Raw genomic sequence first — 26,538 nt, forward strand, 5'->3', positions numbered from 1 at the left:
TCGCAGTCTAAGATTTGTTAAATAAGGGAATTTTAATTTGAAATATCGTTCCTTTGTCTGGGGTTGAAAAGCATTCGAGCTTTCCTTGGTGAGTTTCTACAATAATTTGATAGCTAATGGATAAACCTAAACCCGTTCCTTCGCCAATGGGTTTTGTGGTGAAAAAGGGATCGAAAATACGTTGCTTGACTTCATAGGGAATGCCTTCGCCGTTATCGGCAATGCGAATCACAATTTCCGCATTTTTCTCTGATGATGCGGTTGTACATTCCGTGACGATCGCAATTTCTGGCTGGCGATCCGAATCTTCTCGACGAAAGCGATCGAGGGCATGGATCGCATTATTAATCAGATTCATAAATACTTGATTGAGTTGTGCCGGATAGCAAGGCACAAGAGGTAAATTTCCGTATTCTTTAACAATCTTAACTTTCCGGCGATCGGGCTTGGCTTTGATTTGACTTTGCAAGATGACGAGGGTATTTTCAATCCCTTCGTGAAGATCGGCTTTTTTAAAATTAGATTCATCCAAACGAGAAAAATTGCGGAGAGACGTGACAATTTCTCGCACGCGTCGAGACCCAACCTTCATCGATCGCAACAACTTAGGAAAGTCTTCTCGGAGAAAATCAATATCTGTTTCTTCTAACTCTTCTTGAATTTCGCGATCGGGATCGGGATAATATTGCTGATAGAGAGAAATTAATTTGAGTAGACTATTGGCATATTCTTCCGTGTGATCGAGATTGCCATGAATAAAATTAATAGGATTGTTAATTTCATGAGCTATTCCTGCAACTAATTGTCCGAGACCGGACATTTTTTCGGTTTGGATGAGTTGTAGTTGTGTTTGTTGTAATTCTTGTAAGGTATTAGAAAGTTCGTTATTTTTTGCTTCTAATATTTTAAACGAATGGCGAATTTTTGCCGTCATAGAATTAAAAGCGCTGGCCAAAACTCCCCATTCATTGCGCTGTTTCATTTTGACGCGAGTTGAAAATTCTCCATGACTGATTTGATGAGCAACTTGCGTTAAATATTCGAGGGGAGCAATGAGCAATTTGGCAATCTTTAAACTCAAGATAATCGAAATCGCGATTCCTCCCAAAATGATAACGATCATTAACCCAATTAAATGATATACTGCAGCATGAACTTCTTGCAGGGGTAACTCGACAACAACGCGCCAATTGACACCATAAATAAAAGAACTCGTTCCCAATACTTTGATATTTCGTAAACCTTGATAAATATTAACGGAATTGACAAGATTAGTGTTTAATATTTGTATTAAACTGCAATCGCTCGGAGTTTCTAAGGCAATTTCTCGATAGGATTCTTCTGCTGTGCGCTTTTTAGCAATAATTTGGTTTTGTTCGTCTATGATATAAACATAACCTGTTTTACCAATCTGCGATCGCGCAACAATAGAGTTCAAAAAATCGAGATTAATCATCGCCATAAGAACACCTTGCGATCGCCCATCTCGATCTTGTAAAGGAAGCACGAGAGTTGTAACGGGAACGTTCAAGTTTTCATGCAGTTCAACGGGATGAATATAGCGATTTTTTTGCTGAATTGCAGTTGTAACACCTATTCTTTGCATTAAACTTAGAGCAATATCTTCAGCTTTTTCGCTAGAATAAGGCGAGATCGCGGTCAATATTTCTCCTTGTGCGCCAACAATCGCGATCGTTTCATAAGCATCATTTTCTCGCGTCAAACCTTCCAATAATGCACGCTGAGTCTCTTTGGGAAGAGTGACCAAATCGCGTACTTTTTGTAAATAGCTCAACTGTTGTTGAAAATCATCTAAGCGGATTCTAACCTCTCGGGCTAAAGCTAAAGCACGTTCCTCTTGCAACACTTGTATTTGTCTATGATGTGCGACTTGGCTTACTTTAATTGAAATTGTCCCGACGATCGCTAAATTGCTGACCACTAAAGTGATAAAACTCCAACGCAGCCAATTTTCAATGGAAATTGAACGAAAAAGGCGAATCAATTGAATTGCGGCGATCTTTGATTTTTGTCGAGACCGAATTGTTTGACGAAATAAACCAAACATATTTTTTTGCGATCGCATTTTTAAATTACCAACAGTTCCTTGCGCGACAAATCTAGAGATAAACCAAAAGATTGCGGTCCTCCGACTTGTTCTAGTGATTTTTTCACAAAAGAATCGTCAACCAGATCGGCAGTTGCAAAATCGGGAGAAAGTCTCTCCAAAAATTCGATTTTATCTTGAATAAAAGTCTTTTTGAGTTGTTGAACTAGCGATCGGGTATAGGACGGAAACGGATAAGGCTGAAAATCAATGCGACGCGATCGCCATTGGGGATGAACGATCGCGCCTTTTTGAGTATAGTAATCGCGATCGTAGGAGGTTAAAACCCGCTCCAACACGGAGACAGGTTGAGCAATATATTTTCCCCCATCTAGGGAAAGAAGGTGAGCAAGTTCTGGGCGATTGGCACGAGACCAATGTTGAGATTTTACGATCGCATTGACCACTTTTTGCGTCCATTGGGGATGCTGTTCAATATCGTCTTCGTGCATGAAAACAACACAGCAGGCATGATCTTTCCAAATATCTCCCGTCAAGCGCAAAAGTTTGCCGATCCCTCTCGTTTCGGCGGCAGAATTGTAAGGTTCGGCGACGATATAGCCGGCAATATCGCCGCGATCGAGGGCGGAAAGCATATCGGCAGGAGGAAGGACTCCCAAACGCACTTCATCGGGTTTGAGGGCAAGATGAGGGGGTTTGTGAGTTAGGTGCAATCCTCGTTCCCGCAAGAGAATTTGCAGGACGATGTTATGAATGGAATACCAAGATGGAATGGCGAGGGTTTTTCCGCCTAAATCTTCCGGGTGTTGGATTTCCGGGCGAACGGTAATCGCCGATCCGTTCGTATGATTCCACGCGACGACCTTTCCGGGAAACTCGAGACCGTAACGCATCCATATCGTCATCGGCATTAAGAGATGAATTGCATTCACCTCGCGCTTGATAAATGCGTCGGCGATCGCTTGCCAAGAATGATATTTTTTGGGAGGTAATGCGTCCAAACCTTCTGCCAGATAAAAGCCTTTACGATCGGCAGCTAATAATGGGGCAGCATCGGTAATGGGAAGATAGCCAATTTTTAGCAGGCGATCGCGTCTTCCTTTCATTTGGTGTTCATCACAACCACCCATCACAAAAGACGCACTGATAGATGTAGAAAAAATACTAGCTAATTTTAAAAATTGACGGCGATTATATCTTGATTGTCTCTGTAACATTGAAAAAAAACTCACAAAAAAATCAATATTTATAGGTCTATAAATATTGTTTGACTACTGTAGATGCTCCTAATCTACTTCTCTTTATTAACATTTTTTTCTGTAAATGTCCGGTAAATGAAGGAAAAATATCAACAAATAAGTGAACTATTTATCTGAGCTAAAACGATCGGTTTATCTTCTCATTACAAACAGTCAATCCAATATTATTGATAATCGATTATTGATACTTGATATCACGTCCATTGACGAAAAAAGGTTGTATCGTCCCAACCATTAGCGGCTAATTGTTCTATTTTTTGTAATTCCAGCGCTTCGAGTTGTTGAAAGGTTTTCGCGACTTCTATATTTGCTGCTAACTGGACGGCATCTTCTGCTGCAATGACGGCGCAGTGGACTCCGGGTTGCGAGAGAGAATAACCGAAAGCTTGCTCCATTCCTGTTAATCTTCCTGGTTTAAAAATGCGTCCGTAAGCCGGAACTTTCATCGCGATCGTTCCTATATTTTCTGCTTGTGCTACGGGTAAAATATGAGGAATAAAAGGACGAGGATGCTGGCGATCGGCAGCGTTAATGGGAATGAGAATGGCATCGAAAGGATAGCGGCTAATGCCTTCCGCGATCGCATCGGGTTCGTGATGTCCGGTAATGCCGCTAAAGCGAACTATTTTCTGTTCTTTTGCTTCTTGGAGTGCTTTGCCTGCACCATTTTTTTCTGTAATTTTATCGATTTCTTCTAAAAAAGAAATGTGATGCAATTGCCACAGATCGAGATAATCTGTTTGGAGACGATTAAGCGATCGCTCTAGTTCTCGCCAAGCTCCATCTCGGTCTAATTTCGCGGTTTTAGAAGCAATAAAGACTTGCGATCGATGAGCCGGTAAAACTCGACCCATATTATCTTCACTCGGTCCGTAACTCGCAGCAGTATCAAAATAACGAATACCCAACTCTAGAGCTTTTTCTAAGAGAATAAATGCTTCTTTTTCTTGCCCTCTTTGAGATAATGGCGTTCGTCCCGCCCCTCCTAAACCTAAAAGCGGTACAGAAACTCCGGTTTTCCCTAAAATCCGCTCGGGCATGGCTGTTGGGGGTAAATCTTTGTTGTTCTGTCCCTCTATTTTTACTCCAGTTTCTGCTTCTATTTTTGCCTCTTCTGGTGAAACAGCAGCACAATTCGTAACGAGAGAACTTCCTGCGATCGCGGCTGCAGTCACGGCACTCGTCGCAAGAAAATTACGGCGTTTAACCTTGCGATGACGGTGATGTGGCGTATTCGTATCGCTCATACTAAAATGCCTCAAAGCTACATTTACAGTCTAACGACTATCTCCAATTTTTGGCGGCAATAATCTCAAAAGTTGCTTCGGATGCCAGCAGGAAGTCTTCTGACGGATAAGTTTTCCGACACCACGATGTCAATTCATTCATTGCTTGCACAAACTCTTCTTCGGGAACGTGCCAACAAATTCCAAATGCTCGCATTTGATACATTTCTAACAATTCTTCAATTGTTTGGTTAACTTGCCATTTAACTGCTGTGATTTGCTCTACTTCTGCTCCTAATTCTATTAATGTCCATTTGACATTTTCTCCAAAAGGAGCGAGTTTCAGCCCGGCTTCGATGGTTTGAGAAATCATTGGGCGATCGCGAGATAAAATCCCCCTCAATACATTTTCTAATTCTCGTTGATGAGGTGTTAATAAATTTTCGCAAGCTAAATAAATTCCCGTAGGTTTGAGAACGCGCTGAATTTCTTTGAGTGCTTCTATCCAGTCGGAAAGTAAATGTAAAACATGAGTTGTTAACACCACATCAAAGGTATTATCAAGAAAAGGAAGAGAAGTGGCATCCCCTTGAATGAGAGTTAATTGATGAGGGAAACCTTGTACTTTTTGGCGTAACTGCTCCATCATGTTTTCCGAAGCATCTAATCCCGTATAGTGATAGCCTTTTTTAATAATCGGCAATGAGGTGCGTCCCGTGCCGATTCCCAGTTCGAGAAAGGTTGTTTCTGGGGTAGCGCTGACAAATTCGAGAATACGATCGCCGATTTTTGCCGAGATTTCTGCGGGTAAAGGTCGGGTGCGATCGTAGAGATGAGCAATGCGATCGTAACTGTAGTCACTCATAATCATTTAGGGAATGCGATCGCTAATTTTAGCCATATTCTTATACTATTATCTTAGAGCTTCACACTATTACTTTGACAATCTCAAAAGCTATTTGTGAAGCAAGATTAATTCTTTTTAAGAATATTAATGAAACTTGTGACTTTTTAACAATATCATGATTCAAAAGCTATCAGCCTATATGATTTAATATATTAATGTTAAACTGAAGACTAACTAACTGCTTTTCTCTATTGATACTTATGCAATCTCCAACAAAGAAAAATGTATCAGAACAACAGATTTTATCGCCCTCTTACCAAAAAGAAACAATTCACTTAACCGAAAAATTTCAGGAGTTTGGCTATGTCGAATTACCAGAATTATTTCAAGCTAATATATTTGCTCGGATTGAACAAGAAGCGATTAGATTAGAACAACATGCAAAACAACGGGATATATATATGTTTGGTACTCCGCGTCACTTATCAACAATTGGCGGCACAGTTATTAAGAAGAACTCTCCGTTTCTTTGTTCGCTCTATCAAAATTCTTATCTTCGAAGTTTAATACAGAAAATTGTGCAAGAAGATATTCGAGATTGTCAGCATCATCAAGAATGGATAGTTCTAAATTTTTTCAATGCACCCGGTTCAACTCATGGATGGCATCTTGACGATCCACCTTATACACTAACTTTAATTCTTGAAAAAATCGGGGAAGGTGGTCGTGTTGAAATTCTACCATCATGGACTAAATTTTGCCAAGCAAAAAACATTGATAATCCTGTCAACAATATTGACAATTCTGTGAAATTAGCTCGTCAAGAGAACTTAATTCATACCCATGATTTTAAAAAAAATACAGCCTATCTTATTCATGGTTCTCATTGTTTACATCAAGTGTCAGAAATGAAAAATAACAATACTCGTCGAGTCATCTGCGCTCAATCTTGGGAAGGAGTAACTCCTGTTATTTACAAACATGAAACAACTGATGTTTTCTATTAAATTAATCTTGAGAGAATGTCTGACTGTAAACCACAACAAAAATAGTCTTTATATATTATGAAAGATAAAAACAGACAAGAACAAATCAAAATCATATTGCAATCTTATGATTTAGGAGAACTCCGATCTTTTGAAAAACTTACTAATGGATATTCAAATACTAATTATAAAATTGAAATGAATACGGGAAAAAATTATGTTTATAGAATTTGTCAATACCAAAATTTAGATGAAATTCTCTATGAAGTAGATATAATGCACAAATTAAAGAAAATAAAATTTCCTACTGCATTTCCTCTGACTCGAGAAGATGGAAAATATATAAATTCACTAGATAATCAATATATTGTAATTTACGAATTCATTCAAGGAAAACAACCAGAACTCAATCAATATACTGTAGAAAGTATTGCTTTAGCTATTGGAAATCTCAACTCTTTTGAAAGTTGGGGAAAACCTTCTCGAAAAAATCATATTAATCTCGATCTTTGTTATCAATTAATGCAAAAATTTTCTCAGGCAAAATATCAGTACTTAGAAATTTTTGGATATTTTATTGAGCAAACTGACTATTTAACAAAACCTCTTGCTGAAACAGTTCCCAGAGGACTAATACATGGAGATGCTTTTCCAGATAATACTCTATTTGTTAAAAATAAACTGATTGCTCTGATAGATTTTGAATGTGCTTGTGTAGATAATTTACTCTATGATATTGGCATTACGATTAATGGTTTTTGTTTCCCCAATAACCAGCTAGATGAACATTTATTAAAATACTTTCTACAATCTTATAATCGAGCGAGAAAAATGACAGACAAAGAAATAAATTTATTACCTTATTATATTCAATGGGGAGCGCATGGGATGTTATCATGGCACTTAGCATACGATCTCTTGAATCAAAAAAATGAGAGGCAGTTAGCAAGAGTAGAACAATTTATGACGAGAGTTAAAAATTTACGCAAAAATGAAGTTTTAATTAATCGGATTATTCGAGAATCTGAGAGGTTGTAAACTCGGTTTGTTTGTTCTGAAAACTATGAGGAACTTGGATTCCTAATACACAGGTTCGGACAATGACAAAAGAGAATAAAGCCAGCCATAATATCTGATTGTTCTGAAATTGCCAAGCGACTATAGCTCCCGGAATAAAGCCAATAATGGTTGCATTAACCATGCTATTACGAACGATTGTCCCTTCAGTTAAACCGAGAAAATAGCCCGTTAAATTGATCGAGAGACACCAAAACACTAAAAGAGGGAGTAACCACAAAAGATAATTATGAATTTGTGCAATGACTTCTCGATGATTGGTTAATATTCCGAATAAAGGATCTGGAAATAGAATAAATATCAATGCTGCAAAAAATCCTATAATTAGGCTAACGCCTCCAGTCATTTTTAACAAAGGAGCTAGTTGCTCGTTTGCGCTCGATCCACGACAACTTCCCGCTAAACTTTCAGTCGCAAAGGATAATCCATCAACAAAATCAATTGCTAGATACAAAAATTCTATCAGTAAAGTATTGGCTGCAAGGATGAGAGTACCGAGAGAACCACTAATACTTGTAAATAATGAGCAAGTTATCACAAAAGCTAAACGCGCTAAAAATAGATTACCATTGAACTTAAAGATAGCCTTGAGAGCGTTCATCTCAAAAATTTGTCTAACTAATGCTGGAATTTGCTTTAACCAACCTTCTAAGAAGATGAAAATTAATCCCACCAGTAACATGAGATATTGGCTTGCGGCTGTTGCGATTCCGGCTCCTGCACTCTGATAATTCCAGAATACAATAAATAGGTAATCGAGAATAATATTGCCTCCATTGCCCACAATCGATAAGATTAAAACAATAATTCCTTTTTCTCGTCCCATAAACCAACCGATTAGGACAAAATTAATCAGTACCGCAGGAGCGCCCCAAATACGCATATTGTAGTAGTCTATGCCAGACTCGCGAACTAAGGGAGGCGCACTCAGTAAAGTAAATCCTATCTCTCGTAATGGTTGCTGTAAGAGTAAGATAATTAACCCGATTATTAGTGCGATAAAACTATTACGTAATAAGATTAAAAAGACAGAATCGCGATCGCAACAGGCTTCAGTCTGAGCCGTAGGTCCTGTTGTGGCTAAACGTAAAAATTTAAAAATTCGGTAAAGAAAGTTAAATAAAACAGAAGTTAAGGCAACTCCTGCTAGGTAATGAATTTCTGCTAGATGCCCTAAAAATGCAGCATCAACTAAACTCGCTAAGGGAATCATGAGATTGGAGATGCTGTTCGCAAAAGAAAGTTTGATGAAGCGGGTTAATAAATTATTAGATGAAACCATAATTTAATAAAAAATGAATTAATCTCCTCTCGATCGCTAAGATTAAAGGCAATCAGACTTTATCTATATTACAGGACTTTATTTAGCTTTGAGATAATCGGCAATAAACTCACCATATTTCCTTCTGATTTCCAGAGGATGAGTAGAAAAACCACGAATTTGTCGTCGGCAATTGGCAGAATTACACAAACATTGAGAAACAAAAAGAACACTGTACTCTGTTGTCTCGTAGTCCCAAGTGATTTCCTCTCCTTCCGAGATAGCTCTGATGGCGATAAAATTGTATCCTCCGAAGCAATTATTTCTAACTCCAGTATTAGGATTACAAGAGTGATTAATCAATCTTCCTGGAGTATCAATGTCTATATGTAAATTAATATCTATTTGTAAGGAGTAGCGAGTTCTCTCTGCAAAAAGTTTCCTCGGTTTTCCGATCGCAACAATCTCGCCTTTTTTAAAATTCCGAGTCGCAAAAACACCTAATCCTTTATTAGTCTCTTCAATCAGAACACATTCGTGATTTTCTGCCTTCATTAGATATTGGGTAAAAGCGAAATATAACTCCTATTTTAACATTCACAAGGAGAATCAGTATAGCCCTAGGTCAATGTCAGCAAAAATCCCAATATATTCTCCAAAAACAGTGGGATTTTTGCTTGGGCAACTTGATTATTTTTTTCTTCTCAATTGTAATGCTTCTCGGGCTTGTTCGCGATCGTCGAAATGGATTTTTTCGGTGCCTAAAATTTGATAGTCTTCGTGACCTTTTCCGGCAATTAATACCCCATCTCCGGGTTTTGCGTTGAGGATGGCCGTGCGAATGGCTTTGGCGCGATCGCTTTCGACAATGAGTTTAATTTCCGAGGGAATACCCGCTAAAACATCCTCTAAAATTCGTTCTGGATCTTCCGTGCGGGGATTATCGGAAGTCACGACGGCAAGATCGGCTAATTCTGCGGCAATTTTTCCCATTTTCGGTCGCTTGGTGCGATCGCGATCGCCACCGCAACCAAAGACACAGATCGCTTGACCCGGAATGAAGGGACCGGCGGCTTTTAACATATTTTCTAAACTGTCGGGAGTGTGGGCATAATCGACAATGACACTGATATCTTGTTCGGGGTCAATTTGCACCCGTTCCATGCGTCCGGGGACTCCAGAAAATGCCGATAAATGAGGAATAATTTGCTCGAGTTCGCTGCCGAAATGCAGAACGGTTCCAACGGCGGCGAGGAGATTGGCGAGGTTAAATTGACCGACGAGAGGAGACTGAAAAGCAATTTCACCTTTGGGCGTGTGAAGCGTACCGCGAACGCCAGTAGCTGCATAGGTTAGATTGCTCAGCCATAAGTCTGCATTGGCATCATTGAGACTATAACTCCAGACGCGATCGCTCGGGAGTCTGGCAATAAGACGTTTTCCATAAGGATCGTCTAAATTAATAATCCCGCGTCCTTGCAGATATTCTTCGCTAAATAACAGGGCTTTGGCCTCAAAATAGTCTTCCATCGTGGGATGATAATCTAAATGATCTTGAGTGAGGTTTGTAAATACCCCCACTTCAAAAACACATTCTTTTACTCGTCCCTGTGCCAAGGCGTGAGAACTGACTTCCAGTACTGCATATTGACTGCCTCCTTGTCGGGCTGCAGCCAATTTTGCTTGCAAGTCGATCGCAAAAGGAGTCGTGTGAACTGCGGTTTTTTCGTATCCCGGCCAGCGTGCGTAGAGAGTGCCGAGTAATGCTGTGGGGGACTCGGTGCAGTTGAGGAAAAACTCGATTAAATGAGTCGTGGTCGTTTTCCCATTTGTTCCCGTGACCCCGATCGCTTTGAGTTGTTGAGTCGGATTATTGTAGAATTTGGCGGCAAGTTTGGCACAGGTGACGGCGATATTTTCAGCCTGAATGAGACAGGGGTTCTCTTGGGGAGGGCATTGGGCGGCGGCTTGAGGGGTAATTAAGGCAGCGATCGCACCCGAGGCGATCGCGCTTTCCCAGAATTCTCCCCCATCCACACGCGTCCCCGGCATGCCGATAAATAAATCTCCCGCTTGACAAGCATGGGAGTTAGTAGAGAGTCCTGTTACTTCGGCTTCTAAATTAGGATGTACGGGTAATGGTTGGATTTCGGGGATATTGGCTAATAATTCTTTTAATTTCATCACTCGTTAACACTTAATTCGGTTAACAATCGATTATCTGCGATCGATTCTCAATTATCAATGCCAATGAAAGGGGCGATCGGGAGACAATTTCACAAATTTCTGTCGGGGTTGGTCAAAATCATTGTATCTGTCGATTTAATCCCTCGCGATCGCCGCGCCAAAAATCAAACAATTCAACAATCTTGCTGCAAAATCCAGTCGATCGCCTCCACTAAATCCGCCGCTGTAAAATCGGGAAGGGAATGGTGCTGATAGCTGCCGCCAATCACGTCTTGACCGTAGCCCGTCCGCACTAAAATGCCTCGCGCCCCAGCATTTCTCGCCAAATCGACATCCGTGGCTTTATCTCCCACCATAAAACTGCGCCGAATATCGAGATCGTGTTCCCATGCTGCTGCGACTAACATCCCCGTATTGGGTTTGCGCCAAGTACTCCAGCGAGCGTATTCGGGGTTGACTCCCCCGACCGGTGGGGCAAGATAGGGACAGTAGTAGAGGGCATCTAATTTGGCTCCGGCTTCCTCCGCCAGCAAACTCACGAGGCGATCGTGTAATGCCTCAATGTGAGCAAGGGGAAAGTAACCTCGCGCCGGGCCTGCTTGGTTGGAGACCATACAACAAAACCAACCGGCTTCATTAAGGCGGCGCACGGCTTTTGCGACTCCTTCTATGAGTACCAAGTCCTCAACTTTGTGGATGTAACCCACCTCTTTGTTGAGGACTCCATCTCTATCTAAAAATACTGCTGCTCTACTCACGCCAAATTTGCTCGATAACCGTTACAGGGGCAATATCCGCGATCGCTTTAGAGGGCGACTGGATACCGATACATTTTTCATTATCGGGAGGAAGGAGTTTTTTCGCTTCCGTGGGTCCGAATAGGGCAATTGTATAGGTTCCGACAGCGATGGCCAAGTGCATGGGGGCGCTATCGGTACAGAGCATTAAATTCGCGCCAGCAATAAAAGCGGCAAGTTTACCGATATCTGGAGGAGAGACAGTTTTTAAGCTGCGATCGCCTGCCAGCATTTTTTCGATAAATTCTTCATCTTCAGGTCCTTTGAGCAGAACAATGGGTAAATCTGGCTGTTTTTGGCGAATGTTCTCGACAATTTGCAACCAGCTTTTTACGGGATAGATTTTGTCAATTCCTTTGCTGAGTGCCAATTTACTCGAGCCGCCGTGGAGGAGAATATACCCACTTTCCTTCACGTCGAGATTTTCCTGCTCTACTTCTGCCCAGTTAATATCCCCTTTGGGAACATTGACGCTAACCGAGGGAGTTGAAGTCGAGATATGCAAACCATCAAGGAGATCGTGATACATCTCGGCCGCATATTGCTCTTTTTTCAAAGGGACGGTGTTGGTAAAAAAACAGCCCTTTTTCATTTGGTAACCGATGCGATCGGGAATTCCTTCGAGCCAGAGTAATAAGCCAACCGCCCACTGTTGTCCGAGGGCGATCGCGGCTTCGTATTCGCGATCGCGCAGGACTCCCAATAGGTTGAGATAGTCGGCTAGACCGTTGCGATCTTTGTAATCAAAGAGTAAAACTTCATTCACCGAAGGGCAAACGCGGTAGGCCCCCTTCGATCGCGGTTCCACCAAAACATCGATTAATGCTTGGGGATATTGCTGTTTGAGGGTGGTCAGAGTTGGGAAAAAGAGAATCTGATCGCCAATTCCACCGGGGACGAGGGCTAATATTCGCATCTCAATTCACGGAATTTGAGTTAATCAAGGTCAATTTTAAGGGATGATGAGAGCTAGATGGATTTCTTAGGGAAAGATTAAACTTGTGATGCACTTACTCATCCCCGCCGCCGGTTTGGGCAAACGCATGGGGGGCGATCGCAATAAGCTCCTGTTAACCCTGTTGCAAAAACCCCTATTAGAGTGGACGTTACGAGCAGCAGAGGCATCTCAGGCGATCGGCTGGATCGGCATCATGGGACAAGCTTGCGATTTTCCCGCGTTTCAAGAAATTTTAACAGGGGCAAATCTTTCTAAACCCGTGGTTTTGATCCAAGGAGGGACAACCCGTCAAGAGTCGGTTTACAATGGCTTACAAAGGCTTCCAGAGGGGGCTGAGCGGGTTTTGATTCACGATGGGGCAAGATGTTTGGCGACACCAGATTTATTCGATCGCTGTGCGGCGGCATTAGAGTCCTGTCAAGGTTTAATTGCGGCGGTTGCGGTGAAGGATACGATTAAAGTCGTAGGCGAAGGGAATATTATTCAAAGTACCCCCGATCGCGCTAATCTCTGGGCAGCGCAAACCCCTCAAGGATTTGAGGTTAAGTTATTAAAAGAGTGTCACGAAAAGGGTAAGCAATTGGGCTGGGAAGTCACCGACGATGCAGCTTTATTTGAAAAGTGCGATTTGCCCGTGAAAATTGTCCCGGGAGAAGAGACAAATCTGAAAATTACTACTCCAGTAGATCTAGCGATCGCAGAATTTATTTTACAAGGAAGAATCAAAAGTAGTAACGAGTAGAGAGAAATCAAATAACCAATAATCAATAACAAAATGAACATTTCTGTTATTATCCCCATTTATAACGGCGAGGAAGATTTACCAGATTTACTGACTTGCTTGCGATCGCAAACTTATCCCGCATCCCAAGTCGAGTATATTTTGGTGAACAATAATAGTAGCGATCGCACGGGAGAATTCCTTGCCACTGCTGTAGAAGATTTTGCCAAACAGGGATTGCTTTTAAAACCCTTAAATGAAACGAAAGTGCAAGGCTCTTATGCCGCAAGAAATGCAGGAATTCGCACTGCAAAATACGATATTTTCGCCTTTACCGACGCAGATTGTCGCCCTTGTCCGCAATGGTTGGAATTGCTCGTCAAACCGTTTGAAAAAGCTGAAATTGGTCTAGTTGCAGGAGAAATCCAAGCACTTCCGAGTACAAATTGGTTAGAAAAATATAGCGATCGCAAAGACACGCTTTCTCAAAAACACACTTTAGCTCATTCATTTTGTCCCTATGGTCAAACTGCTAATTTAGCTATTCGCAAACAAGCATTCAAGCAAGTGGGTTTATTTCGTCCTTATTTAACCACCGGAGGCGATGCGGATATTTGCTGGCGAATTTTACGAGAAACAGAATGGAAATTAGAGTTTGTCGAAGCGGCTTTTGTTCGTCATCGCCATCGTGCAACATTAGCAGAATTACGCAGTCAATGGAGACGCTACGGGCGATCGAATCGTTATTTACACGAACTCCACGGCGTACAACTCATGCCTGAATCAACCCTCAAAAATACTCTCTATCGTTTGAGCCGTTGGTTATTAAAAGAAATCCCATTAAATCTTGTTAAATCATTAACTCAAAAAGCCGATTTCGTTGATATCATGGGGACACCCTTAGATTTAGTTACCTATCAAGCCAGAAGCGAAGGACAGAACAAAGCAAAACTACCAGAAAAAGCCCAAGAAATTGCTCATTTTTAAGAGGATTAATTCTCAGAAAAACTTCCACATTCCAAGCCTCCCACTTTAGCAGTTTGAACTGATAACTGATAACTGATAACTGAAATGACATTCACTCAAAAACGAAGCGATCGCGTTTTGCTTCATAATTTTAGCTGGCAACAATTTGAAAATCTTTTAATCAATTTGGGAAACAATCGTGCCAGCCGAATTGCTTATGATGCAGGGACTTTAGAAATTATGACTCCCTTACCAGAACATGAATATTTTAAACAATCTCTGAGTATTGCGATCGAAGATATCGCTGAAGTTTTAGAATATGACTATGAAAGCTATGGTTCCACAACTTGGCGGCGAGAAGCGAAACAAGCAGGACTAGAACCCGATAATTGTTTTTACTTTCAAAATGAAGCACTGATACGCGGCAAAATACAGTTCGATCTCAATGAAGATCCCCCACCAGATCTTGCGCTAGAAATCGATCTTACCAGTAAATCTCTTAATCGTTTTCCCATTTATGCACGCTTAGGCATTCCCGAACTCTGGTGTTATGAAGATGGTACATTGAAAATTTATTGTCTCCAAGAAGAAAGCTATCTGGAAGTCGAACAAAGTCGCATTTTTCCTACTCTTAATATTCGCTATCTCCCTCAAATCATCCAATCCTGTCGGCTTCAAGGTCGTCGTACTTTGCGCCGTACCATTCGGACATGGGTGCGAGAACAAGTTTAATACTGTTTTTCCAGTTGAATTGCTTGAAATGATTTGGCGAAAAACAGTTGGTGCTTTTGTTTGTAAGCTGCGATCGCTATAATGAGAGCAATCTCGATCGCAATCTTTAAAACAATGCCCGATCTTTCAGTTATCGTTCTTTTTTTAGCGGCTGCTATAGCATTATTACTTATTCCGGGTCCAGTGGTTATGTACACCGTTACTCGCAGTTTACATCAAGGAAGACAGGCTGGATTAATCTCAACTTTAGCGGTTGGAATTGGCGATTTTTGCCATGTTTTAGCTGCTGCTTTTGGCCTCTCGGCACTTTTGGCCTCTTCTGCATTAGCCTTTACCATCGTCAAGTATGCAGGTGCAATTTATTTAATTTATCTGGGTATTCGTACATGGCGATCGCCAGATAAAGACCGCAGTGCGATCGCCAAGACATCTGTAAAGCTGAGCCGCGTTTTTTATCAAGGTCTGATTGTCAGTATTTTGAATCCCAAAACACCTTTATTTTTTCTCGCTTTTTTGCCTCAATTTGTCAATCCGAATGCAGGTTCGGTTCTTTTCCAAATCTTTTTTCTAGGTTGTCTATTTGTCGGTATGGGGATTTGTACCAATACAATTTATGCTTTTGCTGCAAGCGGACTGGGACAAATGTTCAGAAACAATTTACAATTTTTACGCACCCAACGCTACTTTACTGGGAGTGTTTATATTACTTTGGGTTTAACGACTGCACTAACAGGCTCGAGTACTAACGAGTAATTCGATAATCTGAGAAAGTGAAAAAAATGAGATTGTCAGAACAGTCTGTCCCAGTCATTGATTATCATCAAGACAATGCAGTTAATGCACTATTACCTCAACCATCTATTGCCTCGAGTAAAGGCTGGAATGGCATTCATTTAGAGCTTTTTCAGCAACCCAGATTTGAAATTGCCGAGCATCAACATACGATGCACGTTATTGCCCATGTCCCTCCTCATCCAAGAAAAAATGAAAAGTATTCCAGCTTATCTGGAGAGCGATGGCTAGAAGGAAAATTGAGGCAAGAAACTCGCAATCTTGGTGATATTGCTATTATCCCCGCTCATATTTCTCATCGTTGTAATTGGTATAACTCAGTTCAGTTTGCAATTTTGGCAGTTGAACCGGCACTCCTCAAACAAGTAGGTCAAGATTGGATAAATCCCGATCGCATCGAACTCATGCCTCGATTTATGACCCAGAGAGATCCCTTAATACAAGGCATATTTGCAACTTTACAGGATGAGTTAGAAACAAAAGAGATAGGTAGTCACTTACTTGTTGATAGCCTCAAAACAGCATTGGCAATTCATCTATTGCGGAATTATTGCACCACATCTCCACAACCCGATCGCAATTCTTCCGGTCTATCTCGATCGCAATTAATTTTAGTGACGGATTATATTTACGAGCATTTACATCAGGATTTAAAACTAGTAGATCTGTCTGCGATCGCTCGAGTGAGTCCTTATCATTTTTTGCGCTTATTCAAGCAGAGTTTGGGGATAACACCCCATCAATATATTTTACGAAGCCGACTCGATCGCGCCAAATCTCAATTACAACAAGGACACTCAGATATTGCAAAAATCGCGATCGCCGTTGGTTTTTGCGACCAAAGCCATTTAACCCGTTATTTCAAGCGTGCTTTTGGTGTAACTCCCAAGCAATTTTTGCAAACGCGATCGCAATAATATTCCCAAAATTCCGCAACTTTTTTCTAGCAACTCGACTGACTGAGTTTCTAAGCTATTGACAGCAAATTGAATAAGGAATAAAAAATGCGATCGCTCGAAATGACAATCCCTCTTTGGGGTTTATGTGTTTTTATAATTTGGATGATGTTACTTGTTGTTTTACTGATTATTGTGCGACTTCAGCATCTAAAGTCCGGTGGATCGCCAGCAGATTTTGGCAACCCTACAGGTAATAAGCTCATGTGGCGAGTTTTTCGAGCGCAGGCGAATTGTGTGGAAAATCTCCCTTTGTATGTAGGGGTTGTACTGCTTCTTGAGGTGCGAGGTGTTGCCAATAACACGATCGACTTATTTGTAGTAATTTACATTTGTTCTCGTCTGCTTCATTCACTCATCCATATATTTGGCTTTAACCCCAATTTTCGGGTTGTTTGCCTCGGTATTCAATTCGCATCTTTACTGAGCTTGATTTTTTATGGGATCGCCTAATTTGCAGCCGCGATCGCCAATCTAATTTTCTCTCATCGTTGATAATTGGCAAGACAAAATACGCACATTTTTTGCGTAAATTGAATAGGCATTCTGCAAAATTGAGAATTATCTTAGAAAAAGAAACAGGAAAAACGATTAGGAGATTCTCCATTATGTTCAAAATTGCAACATTCTTCAACCTCGCAACTAAAGGCATACTTGCTGCTTCCATTACAACTTTAACAGTAGTGGGAATCCCTGAAATAGTAAAAGCACAACCTGCACCCCCTTCTTGTTCGGCAATTCTCGATAAATTATCTGGAGTGGTAGGAGAGGCTCAAATTACGTCAATGTTCGAGGGTAAACTTCCTCTAGAGCAACTCAATTTAAGCGACGAGCAAAAATTACAAATTCAAAAAATTACTGGCGATCGAATTTGCGATTTGACTTCGGGTATGTCTCCTCCAGAACTGATTGGAATGTTGCAATCTCTACAAGGTGGCGGCGATCCTTCTGACGCTTTGAATGGTATTGAACTCGATCCTTCTGCCATGATGAATTATGTTAGCGAAATTCAAAATGTTCTCACCGAGGAACAAAAGGAAACTTTGAGCAGTTTGATTCCTACTAGTTTTTAAAACACTTTCAGAATGCAATCATCTATAGTCTCGCTGGTGTTAGATGTCAGTTGCCTCATTCGTTGGAATGGGGTATTTTTTTGATTAATTTCCGTAAAATTCGGGAAATTGACGACCGCAATCTTTGCAGAGATAGCGTTGTTTGCCGTGGCGATGCCCATTTTTAGAGCAGTTTTGGGAATGACAGCGCGGACATTTCATTACTTTCATTACCTTAAGGAATGATTCTTCCTTGGTTTGCGATCGCATATCTCCAAAATAAGGGCGCAAATAAGAGACTAACAAGGTGCAAATTTCCCCATAGATTTGCTGGCGATATCCTTCATCATTATTTCGCAAAGCGACGAAAATTAAGGCATTAGCGGCATGAGTGCAGACTTCAGCCAAGCGCATTCGCTTCTCGCGATCGATGTTGGGGTTGCGCGGTTCGAGATGTCCGGCGATGAAAGCGATCGCTTCTTGCGTCAAATTATCGTCAACAATAGTTTGAAACATCTCATTGGAGGTGTAATACTGCACGAAAACAACCCGAGAAATGGGGTGTTCAAAGAGTTGAGCAACAGAATCAATCATGATTTTGAAGAGTTCTTCTAAGGAAAGTTCTGCGAATTTTGCGACATCTTGGGATGCCCACATTTGATACACCCGTTCTAAATGACGCAGTTCTAGAGCGTGAAAAATGGCTAATTTATCAGGGAAAAACTGGTAGAGAGAACCGATCGCCGTGTTGGCACGTTCTGCGATCGCGTGGGTGGTTGCAGCTTCGTACCCTACCTCTGCAAAGACTTCTGCTGCAGCTTGCAGAATTTTCTCAACGCGGTGTCGTCCTCGTTTTTGTTTGGGACGGCGACGCATTTGTGGGGGAGTGATTTTGGGTTCTGACATTGGGAATTTAGAGGACAAGTTGACAAACACGAAGGATATGTCATATTTTTGAGAAAACACGAATAAAAAGTCATATTTATCCCATGAATCCTATTTTACCCGGTGCGCCTTGGTTGGTCGCCCATCGGTCGATGCTGCCTGTCAATCAGCCGCGCAAAATTTCCCTCAATGGTAAGGATTACGCGGTTTGGCGAGATGCGGAAGATCGAATCGCTGCGATCGCCAATATTTGCCCTCACCTGCAAGCACCCCTCTCAGATGGGTGGATCGATGAGCAACACGGTACCATTACCTGTCCTTTTCATACCTTGGAATTCGATCGCGAGGGCTGTCTCTGGCAACAGAATACGCCCAAAGGCAAGCCGTTATTAGACACCTTAGAGTTAACCATTGTCGATGATTTCATCTGGACTTATGGCGGATTTGAGCCGCGTTTGCCCATTCCCGAACTCCATCAGAGAATTGCAGAAGAATATGAGTTTGTTGGAGTTGCCGGGAATAAAAGCATTGCGGGGGATTTTCTCACGAGTTTACTCATCAATTACGATTACAATCATCAAAATGGTACTCATCGCGAACTGTTTCGAGTGAAAGAAAACCCTATCTCGAACTATGAAGAAAATGGCTACTATACCAAGTTGGTACAAACAGTGGTTTGCGAGAAAAATACTTGGCTGGAAATCCTGCAAAATCCAGCCATTTTAACAACTCCAAAAACTTATGCTGCCAACATGGAATATACGTTTCCTTCGACCACAGTTTTTGCGACGAAAATGGGAGCATTTGAAATTGCTCAAGTTCATATTCTCTATCCAGAAACGAGCGATCGTACTCGCACTTTTGTCTTATGTTTTGCCAAGTTTAAAAACCCAATTTTAAAACCCTTACTGAAGGGATTTTTTCTCAAAGCAGTAGATACGGTAGTGGAGCAAGATACCACTGCAATTGAGCATTCTTATCCGCGATCGCGTTCAAAAATTCGCCTTCCTAAGGATGAGGTGATGGATTATGCGACCAGTCTTTATCAAAATTGGTCGCCCCAGTCTTAAACTTTCAGCAAAGTAGCGATCGTATTGCCGGAAATATTTTTGGTAATGCGATCGTTAATCACATCGATCCGGCGATTGAATGCGAACTCTTGCGCGAATTTCTTCAGAAATTGCCATTACATTTTTTATGCTTCCAAGGGAGGTATTAAGCCTCGTTTTACAGCTTCATTGAGGGCTTGAGCTTGTTGAACGAGTTTCTCTTCATAAATTTTCATTAATGCTTGTAATTCGAGATGTTCTTCCTCTGTCATTATATCGGCTTGCGAGCGATCGCAGAGTTCGCGCAAACGATTTTCTTGAGAAAAAGAAAGACGCAATTGGGTTAAGGTAATGATTTCTGAATCAGAAAGAGAGGAAATCGGTTGTTTGAGGGGAACTAAGAGCAAAGCTAAGGTTTCAATCAAAACTTCTTTGATATCTCGCTGATATTCTCGAGACAGTGTTTCGGCTTGATGATATAAATCGTCAGGAAGATTTAGAGTAATAGGGTTGCTCATATCCTGCAAGTGGTTCTAACGGAGAGGCGACTATTTTATTATAACTATAGATTGCGATCGCTTCTGAAGTTACAGGTGATAAGTCATCTAATCATCTAAATTTTGGATTGTCAGAGTTTTATCGGAAATCGGAGAAAGACAGTTATAATCATAATGCGATCGCCTTGCTAGGGCTTTGAGTTTAAGCGATCGGGCAAAAATAATAAGCAATTCCAGAGTTTTAGCTAGACGATGACAAATCGAGACTATTTGGAGATATTGGTAAAAGGAGTAAGAATTTGGAATGAGTGGAGGAGTAAGAACCCAAATATTATCCCTAACCTAAAAGAAGCCAATCTCAGAGGAGTTAATCTTGTTGAAGCTAATCTCTGTGGAGTTAATCTCAGAAAAGCCAATCTCATTGAAGCCAACGTTAGAAGAGCCGATCTCAGAAGAGCTAATCTTATTGAAGCTAATCTCTGTAAAGCTAATCTTATTGGAGCTAATCTCAGAAGAGCCGATCTCAACGCAGTTGATATTAGAAGAGCAAATTTGATTCAAGCCAACCTAAGCGAAGCAAACTTAAGTCAAGCTAATCTCAGTGAAGCTAATTTCAATAAGGCTAATCTCAGATATGCTGTTCTAAGATTAGCAGACCTTAGTGGAGCCGATCTCAGAGGAGCCGATCTTAGTGGAACATATCTTAATGGAGTAAACTTTGAGCGAGTCACAATTAATGAGCAAACTCAGTTAGATGAAAAATGGTATATAGTTTGGAAAATTGTCAATTATCCTTGTGCTAAACGAAACCTTGAAAGAGTTAACTTGAGCGGAGCTAATCTCTATGGAGTTAATCTCAGTGAAGCTGTTCTCGAGGTAGCAGATCTCAGTGAAGTCAATTTTAGAAAAGCTAATTTAAGCAATTCAGATATTAGTGGAGCAGATCTTACAAATACAGATCTCCGTGAAACTAATCTCAGCGGAGTTAATCTCAGTGAAGCCGATTTAACAGGAGTTAATCTTAGTGAAAATAATCTCAGTAAATTTGATTTAAAAAGAATTAATTGCAATAGAGCAAATTTTTGTGAAGCCAATATGAAACAAGTCGATCTGTATGAAGGTGAACTTGTACAAGTGAACATGACAAGAACCAATCTATTTGAATCAAACCTCAGTAAAACTAATTTTAATAGAGCTAATCTTAGTAAAGCTAATCTTAATAGAGTCAACCTTAGTGAAGCTAATCTTAGTGGGGCTAATCTTAATGGAGTCAACCTTAGTGAAGCTAATCTTAGTGGGGCTAATCTTAATGGAGTCAATCTCAGTGAAGCTAATCTCAGTAAGGCAAATCTCAGTAACACTCATCTTATTGAAGCTAATCTCAGTGAAGCTAATCTCAGTAAAGCTAATCTTATTGGAGCTAATCTTATTAGGGCTAATCTTAGCAAAGTTCAGATTGATAGCCAAACTCAGTTAGATAAAAAATGGCATATAGTTTGGAAAATTATCAATCAGCCTGTTATTAATCATAATCTCAAAGAAGTTAACTTGAGTGGAGCAAACCTCAGTAAGGCAAACCTTAGTAACAGCAATCTTAGTGGAGCAAACCTCAGTAATAGCAATCTTAGTGGAGCAAACCTCAGTAATAGCAATCTTAATGGAGCCAATCTTATTGGAGCTAATCTCCGCAAAGCCAATCTTAGTAATACTAATCTTTATAGAACAAAAATTGAGACAAAGGCGTATAACAAGAAAATTGAGAGCAAAAAAGCTCAGCTAGATGAGAAATGGGAAAAAGTTTGGGAAATTATCAATCAACCTATTTCTAGTCGAAATCTCACAGGATTTGATCTTAGTGAAGCTAATCTTACTGGAGTTAACTTCAAAAATGCTAATCTTAGTAAAGTGCAAGCTCTCAACACAAATTTCAAGAATGCTAATTTAACAGGAACTTGCATTAAGGAATGGAATATTAATAGCCAGACAAACTTTGATAATGTTATTTGTGAATACATTCACTTAAAATCTGAAATCCAAAAAGGTGAAGGTATTATTTACACCGATCGCAGACCCTCCGATCCCTCCAAGATATTCGCACCGGGAGATTTTGCTCGACTCATCCAACAAGCCAATGAAACCGTCGATCTCATTTTCAGAGAGGGAATTGACTGGAATGCCTTTTTAAGTTCATTTCAAAACCTGCAAACCGAAGGTGAATACGGCGAACTGTCTATCCAAGCTATTGAGAAAAAGCGCGATGGTTTTGTGGTTAGAGTTGAAACTCCTGAAGATGCAGATAAAGGCGAAATTGAAACAAATTTTAAACTCAAATACGAAACAGAATTAAAACTCCTCGAAACCCAATATCGATCGCAATTGCAGGTAAAAGACAAAGAAATCGAAATCTACAAACAGCAAAGCACCGACATGATGGAAATTGTTAAACTGCAAGCAAGTAGACCTATTACCGTAGAGACAACAGCAATGGTAGACCAATCCCAAAGCGATCGCGTTATCAAAATCGAAACCCAAGAAATACACGGCTCTGCTTATACCGAAGGTAACACCATCTACAATGAAGCACCCAAAAATCCCAGCCTTGTCGAAACAGCTAAAGAAATTCAATATCTCCTCAAACAGCTAGAAGCAACCAATCCTACTACAACCTCTCTCGAACAAATGGCGATCGCTACAGAAGCCGTCAAACAGATTGAAAGCGATCCCAGCTTCAGACAACAAGCGATTCATGCAGTCAAAGGAGGTGCGATCGAAGTCCTCAAACAAACCCCCATCGGTGCGATCGTCGTAGCAGCAATTGAAGGATGGACGAAGAACTAGAAAATGAGAAAGCGATCGCTTCATCGGAAAGCATCCCTCAACCTAACCGTAACAGTATGTTAAAAATCGCATAATTCAGATGAAGTTCTTCCAAAGAGTAGAGAAGGAATATCTACCCTCATAACTCTTAAAAGGACTGTCATGGTTATCAAATTCCTCAAACACCTGTTCGGACTCTCTGCACCAGCCCCCTATATTCGAGATTTTTTGACTTCTGATGGTACAAGAGAATTATCATCGGGAATTTTTACCTCGGGAGAAACTGGAGAAATTGCGATCGAATTCCTTTGGCACGGTCGAGAAATTTCCCGAGGGCAACTTGTCCTTCTATCTCTAGAGGGAATGGAAGATTTGCAATTAGACTCCCCTCAATTACTTGAGGAAATTCTCCGTCGCATCTCCTCAAGACGAACCATTTTTCAGACCGCATCCTTGGGATACTTAGCGATCGCAGATTTAACAGAGGGCGCTAGATTCGGCAGCTGGGGCATTCGCTTTCCAGACGATCGCGTCCAAGGCATCACAACTTTTAAATTACCTCCAAAAGCACGATTTTGTTTTCTTCTCGTCAGTAATACCCATCTCAACGAGATAGAGCGAAATCGCTCTCGATATGAGAGCGATCGCTTCTGCTTTTCCTTCCTTCCTGATCGTTTTGTCGATGTAACCGGAGAAAGAACTATTTTTGCTTTTGGTCAAAAAGGCGGCCTTTACAATAGTCCGGTGTTCCGAATTTGGGGAGCACAAGGCACTGCACCCTCTCTCGATGGCGCGATCGCTCCCGATTTGGATTGGCGCAAGACCCTCTTGGGAGCAGAATTGCTACGCCATATCAAAGAGGTTTCACCATTTGTTCCTTATTCTCCCATTGTCCCTAAAACTACTGAGAGAATTAGAAATAAGAAAAAACAAACAGAAGAAATAGTTTTCGGACAAAACTTTATCTCTCAAGAACCCTCCCTGCAATCAGATCTCATTCCCAGTATTCTTGCGGAATATTTAAAGCAACTCGGTATTTATGACCTGATTGAAAATGAAGGAACATCGATCGCACGATTTTAGAGCAGGCTTTGTTAAAAATGTAACGAGATGCAAAAGCGATCGTGACTATCTCACGCTAAATTGCCAGTGTTAACATATTTTCGTGAAAAAGTTGTGAATTTTTGACCACGATTAATGTTATCCTCGTAAATTGCGATCGCTTGACTACAAATTCGCAGGATTTTTGTTTTTGTCTTTTTTTATCAATATTATCGATTTATAGATTGATGCAATTTGCTTCATTTATGTATAAGAATAATTTCCGCTAAACTCTTGATGCAATTTGCATCAATTAATGATATACTGGCATTACCTTCACAGAAATGAAAGACTTTTCATTTTTTTTTGAGAAAACAATAAGTGATTTTTCGACTATCCTTTTGCTATCAAAATGTTATATAAAGAATAGAGACCAATCAACAGATGTCTTACCAAAAAGAACCTGGGTAGCACTCTCCTACCCAACATACAAAGAACCTAGAAAAAAAATGCCCATTATCGTCGTATTACCCCTCGTCAGAAAGAAATGCGGATTAACGCAAGAAGAATTAGCAGAGTTAAGCAAACGCTCTCAGCAACTTATTGGCAAACTCGAACAGAACAAGGCCAAAGGAATTGGCTTTGAGACCCTCAGCCAATTATGCAAAGCCACAGGAGGGCAAATCTGGGATGTATTGGTTTATGTTCCCGATGACCCCAAGCAGCTTGACGAAACCCTGGCAACGCTTTCGAGAAAACTAAACTGTTCGATTGACGAAATACTTCCTTACATTCCCGAAGATTTAAAAACAGCTTACCGGAGGGCGATGTTTGTTTGAAGATGATTGATGGGAAAAGAGAGCGCAGTGACTCGAGAAACAATCCCCCGAGTCCCTACGTCTTTTGCTGGGAGAAAGCTACCATAATAAATCTATTCTGTTTCGCGATCGCTCGGCCATGGCTTCTCCCTCTTGGAAAAATTTTCGTCTCTTGCGAGTTTTCTGGCATCCCTTGCTTTTAATTTCCTTGGGGCTGCACGGTATGCTCTTATTACTTCCCCTAACCCTAACAACCGAAGTAACAGAAGCGGAAAAGCGCGAGGAAACAAAGAAAGAAACCATTAAAATTACGCAACTCGCTCCCCCTCAACCCCAACCTATCCCAAAAATTTCGCCTTCAACCCCACAAGCTTCACCTCCACAGCGATCGCAGCCCTCTCTCAAACAACTTCCTCAACAACCTGTCACAGTTACCCCTCAACCCCAAACAAGTCCTCAACCGACACCTCAAAAAACAACTTCTCAACCCCAAGTGTCTCCCTCTCCCATTCCTTCTCCCTCTCCTGTTTCTTCTCCCTCTCCTGTTTCTTCTCCCTCTCCCGTTCCCTCTGCGATCGACCTATCCGACAGCAAATCCGGAAAAAACATTTCAACGTTTACACCCACCCAAGGAAATCCGTTTGAGGAAAATTTTCCCAATTACCCAAATGCTCGAACTGGCTCTGGTCTTGATTTCTTACCCCAAAAGATCGATCTCGCCGTTTTGCATACCTCCGATTCTCTCGAAGAAGTCGCTGCATTTTTTGAACGAGAAATCCCGAGTCAAGGATTCAACGATCCAGAAATTACCGAAATCAATACAACTGCAAAAATCTACAAAGTTTCTGTCAGTAATAGACAACCCCAGTATCTCCATCTTTTTTATCTCGAAAATCGCACGCTCCTCATGTTGCTCGATCGCCAAATTGCACTGGCAAAACTAGAAGAATTAAAAAATGCGATCGATATCCTTTCCCCAGAAGATAAACTGATAGAACAAGTCTTTGCTCGAGTTTATCAAGAATTTGAACTTAAAGACTTTACAGTGTCTGACTTACAAAATCAAAATACATCTTTTGCTGATGAAGCAAAGTATCACTTTCGTGGAAGAATTCCTATTGAAAATTCTGACAATCCAGATAGAGAACAACAGTTAAAAGAGCGCTTATTTTTTCTTTTAGATGAGCAAGGCTTTCAAAAAGTGGGAGAAGCAGAGCAAGATGGTGCAAACACTTTTGTCTTTAGCAATGGTTCTGCATTTCCTACTATTGGCTTTACTCCCGTACAAATTAACGGACAAACAACTATCGGTATGGTTACAACCCGCAGCTTTTTTCCACCCTCTTTTGAGTAGTAGAGTTGAGAGGTTAATAAGATTCTAGCTCGGCGTATATTCTGGCTTAATAATTTCCTTGGCTGCAAAAAATAAAATATTCCAGATTCCTTTAGATTGCCATATTGCAAATCGTATAAAATGACACAATAGTTATAATAAAAGAATGAAATAATATAGCGATCGCAAACACTCTCAAAAATTTATTCATTT

At 40.8% G+C, this 26,538-nt stretch carries 25 protein-coding genes; 14 read left to right on the forward strand and 11 right to left on the reverse strand.

Going from position 1 to position 26,538, the window contains the following annotated elements; genetic code table 11:
* Positions 1-7 precede the first annotated feature (7 nt).
* The 4 genes from AC6RV6_RS19420 to AC6RV6_RS19435 all read right to left on the reverse strand — a co-directional run bounded on the left by AC6RV6_RS19420 (position 8) and on the right by AC6RV6_RS19435 (position 5,418).
* Positions 8-2,086: a sensor histidine kinase gene (locus tag AC6RV6_RS19420; protein ID WP_500242531.1), complete on the reverse strand. Its 2,079-nt coding sequence runs from the start codon at positions 2,084-2,086 to the stop codon at positions 8-10.
* Between the two features lie 2 nt (positions 2,087-2,088).
* On the reverse strand, positions 2,089-3,285 hold the full coding sequence (locus AC6RV6_RS19425; RefSeq protein WP_500242532.1) for an ABC transporter substrate-binding protein: 1,197 nt from the start codon (positions 3,283-3,285) through the stop codon (positions 2,089-2,091).
* Between the two features lie 236 nt (positions 3,286-3,521).
* On the reverse strand, positions 3,522-4,574 hold the full coding sequence (locus tag AC6RV6_RS19430) for an aldo/keto reductase (RefSeq protein WP_500242533.1): 1,053 nt from the start codon (positions 4,572-4,574) through the stop codon (positions 3,522-3,524).
* 37 nt (positions 4,575-4,611) lie between these two features.
* Positions 4,612-5,418, reverse strand: coding sequence for a class I SAM-dependent methyltransferase (locus AC6RV6_RS19435; RefSeq protein WP_500242534.1), 807 nt, complete (start codon positions 5,416-5,418; stop codon positions 4,612-4,614).
* Positions 5,419-5,660: 242 nt separating this feature from the next.
* Here AC6RV6_RS19435 and AC6RV6_RS19440 point away from each other — a divergent pair, with 242 nt between their 5' ends.
* Entirely contained in the window at positions 5,661-6,407 is a 747-nt protein-coding gene (locus AC6RV6_RS19440; protein ID WP_500242535.1) for a HalD/BesD family halogenase, read from the forward strand.
* 57 nt (positions 6,408-6,464) lie between these two features.
* The gene (locus AC6RV6_RS19445) at positions 6,465-7,424 is read left to right on the forward strand and encodes a homoserine kinase (protein WP_500242536.1); all 960 of its coding nucleotides are present in this window, start codon (positions 6,465-6,467) and stop codon (positions 7,422-7,424) included.
* Here the strand turns inward: AC6RV6_RS19445 and gntT are convergent.
* The 5 genes from gntT to AC6RV6_RS19470 all read right to left on the reverse strand — a co-directional run bounded on the left by gntT (position 7,399) and on the right by AC6RV6_RS19470 (position 12,624).
* Positions 7,399-8,745, reverse strand: a complete 1,347-nt coding sequence (gntT, locus tag AC6RV6_RS19450; RefSeq protein ID WP_500242537.1) for a guanitoxin biosynthesis MATE family efflux transporter GntT — start codon at positions 8,743-8,745, stop codon at positions 7,399-7,401. The two genes, AC6RV6_RS19445 and gntT, sit on opposite strands and share 26 nt — an antisense overlap.
* Positions 8,746-8,823: 78 nt before the next feature.
* A complete protein-coding gene (locus tag AC6RV6_RS19455) occupies positions 8,824-9,279 on the reverse strand; it encodes an SET domain-containing protein (protein WP_500242538.1) in 456 nt (151 codons plus the stop codon).
* Positions 9,280-9,414: 135 nt separating this feature from the next.
* Positions 9,415-10,908, reverse strand: coding sequence for a UDP-N-acetylmuramoyl-L-alanyl-D-glutamate--2,6-diaminopimelate ligase (locus AC6RV6_RS19460; protein ID WP_500242539.1), 1,494 nt, complete (start codon positions 10,906-10,908; stop codon positions 9,415-9,417).
* A gap of 176 nt (positions 10,909-11,084) precedes the next feature.
* Entirely contained in the window at positions 11,085-11,669 is a 585-nt protein-coding gene (locus AC6RV6_RS19465; protein WP_500242540.1) for a D-glycero-alpha-D-manno-heptose-1,7-bisphosphate 7-phosphatase, read from the reverse strand.
* Positions 11,662-12,624 (reverse strand): glycosyltransferase family 9 protein, encoded by a 963-nt coding sequence (locus AC6RV6_RS19470; protein WP_500242541.1) that lies wholly within the window; start codon positions 12,622-12,624, stop codon positions 11,662-11,664. The genes AC6RV6_RS19465 and AC6RV6_RS19470 overlap by 8 nt, the downstream gene beginning before the upstream one ends.
* Positions 12,625-12,712: 88 nt before the next feature.
* Between AC6RV6_RS19470 and ispD the strand changes: the two genes are divergently transcribed.
* The 7 genes from ispD (at position 12,713) to AC6RV6_RS19505 (ending at position 17,906) form a co-directional block, all read left to right on the forward strand.
* Entirely contained in the window at positions 12,713-13,408 is a 696-nt protein-coding gene (gene ispD, locus AC6RV6_RS19475) for a 2-C-methyl-D-erythritol 4-phosphate cytidylyltransferase (protein WP_500242542.1), read from the forward strand.
* A gap of 33 nt (positions 13,409-13,441) precedes the next feature.
* Positions 13,442-14,374, forward strand: coding sequence for a glycosyltransferase family 2 protein (locus AC6RV6_RS19480; RefSeq protein WP_500242543.1), 933 nt, complete (start codon positions 13,442-13,444; stop codon positions 14,372-14,374).
* An 84-nt stretch (positions 14,375-14,458) separates the two neighbouring features.
* Entirely contained in the window at positions 14,459-15,085 is a 627-nt protein-coding gene (locus tag AC6RV6_RS19485; protein ID WP_500242544.1) for a Uma2 family endonuclease, read from the forward strand.
* Positions 15,086-15,199: 114 nt separating this feature from the next.
* Positions 15,200-15,838: a LysE family translocator gene (locus AC6RV6_RS19490; RefSeq protein WP_500242545.1), complete on the forward strand. Its 639-nt coding sequence runs from the start codon at positions 15,200-15,202 to the stop codon at positions 15,836-15,838.
* A gap of 26 nt (positions 15,839-15,864) precedes the next feature.
* Positions 15,865-16,794, forward strand: a complete 930-nt coding sequence (locus AC6RV6_RS19495; protein ID WP_500242546.1) for a helix-turn-helix domain-containing protein — start codon at positions 15,865-15,867, stop codon at positions 16,792-16,794.
* An 87-nt stretch (positions 16,795-16,881) separates the two neighbouring features.
* Complete coding sequence (locus AC6RV6_RS19500; protein WP_500242547.1) at positions 16,882-17,286, forward strand: MAPEG family protein; 405 nt, start codon at positions 16,882-16,884, stop codon at positions 17,284-17,286.
* A 155-nt stretch (positions 17,287-17,441) separates the two neighbouring features.
* Positions 17,442-17,906, forward strand: a complete 465-nt coding sequence (locus AC6RV6_RS19505) for a hypothetical protein (protein ID WP_500242548.1) — start codon at positions 17,442-17,444, stop codon at positions 17,904-17,906.
* A gap of 84 nt (positions 17,907-17,990) precedes the next feature.
* Here the strand turns inward: AC6RV6_RS19505 and AC6RV6_RS19510 are convergent, their stop codons facing one another.
* Positions 17,991-18,791 carry a TetR/AcrR family transcriptional regulator gene (locus AC6RV6_RS19510; RefSeq protein ID WP_500242549.1) on the reverse strand — a complete coding sequence of 267 codons (801 nt, stop codon included), beginning with the start codon at positions 18,789-18,791 and terminating at the stop codon, positions 17,991-17,993.
* An 83-nt stretch (positions 18,792-18,874) separates the two neighbouring features.
* Here AC6RV6_RS19510 and AC6RV6_RS19515 point away from each other — a divergent pair, with 83 nt between their 5' ends.
* Positions 18,875-19,840: a Rieske 2Fe-2S domain-containing protein gene (locus AC6RV6_RS19515; RefSeq protein WP_500242550.1), complete on the forward strand. Its 966-nt coding sequence runs from the start codon at positions 18,875-18,877 to the stop codon at positions 19,838-19,840.
* A gap of 125 nt (positions 19,841-19,965) precedes the next feature.
* Here AC6RV6_RS19515 and AC6RV6_RS19520 read toward each other — a convergent pair whose 3' ends face one another.
* Entirely contained in the window at positions 19,966-20,337 is a 372-nt protein-coding gene (locus AC6RV6_RS19520; protein ID WP_500242551.1) for a hypothetical protein, read from the reverse strand.
* A 231-nt stretch (positions 20,338-20,568) separates the two neighbouring features.
* On the opposite strand from AC6RV6_RS19520, the gene AC6RV6_RS19525 reads away from it, so the two are divergent.
* The 4 genes from AC6RV6_RS19525 to AC6RV6_RS19540 all read left to right on the forward strand — a co-directional run bounded on the left by AC6RV6_RS19525 (position 20,569) and on the right by AC6RV6_RS19540 (position 26,346).
* Positions 20,569-23,154 (forward strand): pentapeptide repeat-containing protein, encoded by a 2,586-nt coding sequence (locus tag AC6RV6_RS19525; RefSeq protein WP_500242552.1) that lies wholly within the window; start codon positions 20,569-20,571, stop codon positions 23,152-23,154.
* A gap of 141 nt (positions 23,155-23,295) precedes the next feature.
* On the forward strand, positions 23,296-24,216 hold the full coding sequence (locus tag AC6RV6_RS19530) for a hypothetical protein (protein ID WP_500242553.1): 921 nt from the start codon (positions 23,296-23,298) through the stop codon (positions 24,214-24,216).
* A gap of 467 nt (positions 24,217-24,683) precedes the next feature.
* Complete coding sequence (locus AC6RV6_RS19535; RefSeq protein ID WP_500242554.1) at positions 24,684-25,013, forward strand: helix-turn-helix domain-containing protein; 330 nt, start codon at positions 24,684-24,686, stop codon at positions 25,011-25,013.
* Between the two features lie 118 nt (positions 25,014-25,131).
* Complete coding sequence (locus AC6RV6_RS19540; protein WP_500242555.1) at positions 25,132-26,346, forward strand: hypothetical protein; 1,215 nt, start codon at positions 25,132-25,134, stop codon at positions 26,344-26,346.
* Positions 26,347-26,538 lie beyond the last annotated feature (192 nt).

The organism is Spirulina sp. LEGE 11439 (assembly GCF_059821285.1).

What these genes read in the sequence shown, in the direction of transcription:
- AC6RV6_RS19540 (WP_500242555.1), top strand. Translation starts at nt 25,132, where the DNA reads ATGGCTTCTCCCTCTTGGAAAAATTTTCGTCTCTTGCGAGTTTTCTGG.
- AC6RV6_RS19500 (WP_500242547.1), top strand. Translation starts at nt 16,882, where the DNA reads ATGCGATCGCTCGAAATGACAATCCCTCTTTGGGGTTTATGTGTTTTT.
- AC6RV6_RS19425 (WP_500242532.1), bottom strand. Translation starts at nt 3,285, where the DNA reads ATGTTACAGAGACAATCAAGATATAATCGCCGTCAATTTTTAAAATTA.
- AC6RV6_RS19485 (WP_500242544.1), top strand. Translation starts at nt 14,459, where the DNA reads ATGACATTCACTCAAAAACGAAGCGATCGCGTTTTGCTTCATAATTTT.
- AC6RV6_RS19495 (WP_500242546.1), top strand. Translation starts at nt 15,865, where the DNA reads ATGAGATTGTCAGAACAGTCTGTCCCAGTCATTGATTATCATCAAGAC.
- AC6RV6_RS19455 (WP_500242538.1), bottom strand. Translation starts at nt 9,279, where the DNA reads ATGAAGGCAGAAAATCACGAATGTGTTCTGATTGAAGAGACTAATAAA.
- AC6RV6_RS19445 (WP_500242536.1), top strand. Translation starts at nt 6,465, where the DNA reads ATGAAAGATAAAAACAGACAAGAACAAATCAAAATCATATTGCAATCT.
- AC6RV6_RS19420 (WP_500242531.1), bottom strand. Translation starts at nt 2,086, where the DNA reads ATGCGATCGCAAAAAAATATGTTTGGTTTATTTCGTCAAACAATTCGG.
- AC6RV6_RS19435 (WP_500242534.1), bottom strand. Translation starts at nt 5,418, where the DNA reads ATGAGTGACTACAGTTACGATCGCATTGCTCATCTCTACGATCGCACC.
- AC6RV6_RS19430 (WP_500242533.1), bottom strand. Translation starts at nt 4,574, where the DNA reads ATGAGCGATACGAATACGCCACATCACCGTCATCGCAAGGTTAAACGC.
- AC6RV6_RS19530 (WP_500242553.1), top strand. Translation starts at nt 23,296, where the DNA reads ATGGTTATCAAATTCCTCAAACACCTGTTCGGACTCTCTGCACCAGCC.
- AC6RV6_RS19520 (WP_500242551.1), bottom strand. Translation starts at nt 20,337, where the DNA reads ATGAGCAACCCTATTACTCTAAATCTTCCTGACGATTTATATCATCAA.
- AC6RV6_RS19535 (WP_500242554.1), top strand. Translation starts at nt 24,684, where the DNA reads ATGCCCATTATCGTCGTATTACCCCTCGTCAGAAAGAAATGCGGATTA.
- AC6RV6_RS19470 (WP_500242541.1), bottom strand. Translation starts at nt 12,624, where the DNA reads ATGCGAATATTAGCCCTCGTCCCCGGTGGAATTGGCGATCAGATTCTC.
- gntT (WP_500242537.1), bottom strand. Translation starts at nt 8,745, where the DNA reads ATGGTTTCATCTAATAATTTATTAACCCGCTTCATCAAACTTTCTTTT.
- AC6RV6_RS19440 (WP_500242535.1), top strand. Translation starts at nt 5,661, where the DNA reads ATGCAATCTCCAACAAAGAAAAATGTATCAGAACAACAGATTTTATCG.
- AC6RV6_RS19490 (WP_500242545.1), top strand. Translation starts at nt 15,200, where the DNA reads ATGCCCGATCTTTCAGTTATCGTTCTTTTTTTAGCGGCTGCTATAGCA.
- AC6RV6_RS19505 (WP_500242548.1), top strand. Translation starts at nt 17,442, where the DNA reads ATGTTCAAAATTGCAACATTCTTCAACCTCGCAACTAAAGGCATACTT.
- AC6RV6_RS19460 (WP_500242539.1), bottom strand. Translation starts at nt 10,908, where the DNA reads ATGAAATTAAAAGAATTATTAGCCAATATCCCCGAAATCCAACCATTA.
- AC6RV6_RS19515 (WP_500242550.1), top strand. Translation starts at nt 18,875, where the DNA reads ATGAATCCTATTTTACCCGGTGCGCCTTGGTTGGTCGCCCATCGGTCG.
- AC6RV6_RS19480 (WP_500242543.1), top strand. Translation starts at nt 13,442, where the DNA reads ATGAACATTTCTGTTATTATCCCCATTTATAACGGCGAGGAAGATTTA.
- ispD (WP_500242542.1), top strand. Translation starts at nt 12,713, where the DNA reads ATGCACTTACTCATCCCCGCCGCCGGTTTGGGCAAACGCATGGGGGGC.
- AC6RV6_RS19525 (WP_500242552.1), top strand. Translation starts at nt 20,569, where the DNA reads ATGACAAATCGAGACTATTTGGAGATATTGGTAAAAGGAGTAAGAATT.
- AC6RV6_RS19510 (WP_500242549.1), bottom strand. Translation starts at nt 18,791, where the DNA reads ATGTCAGAACCCAAAATCACTCCCCCACAAATGCGTCGCCGTCCCAAA.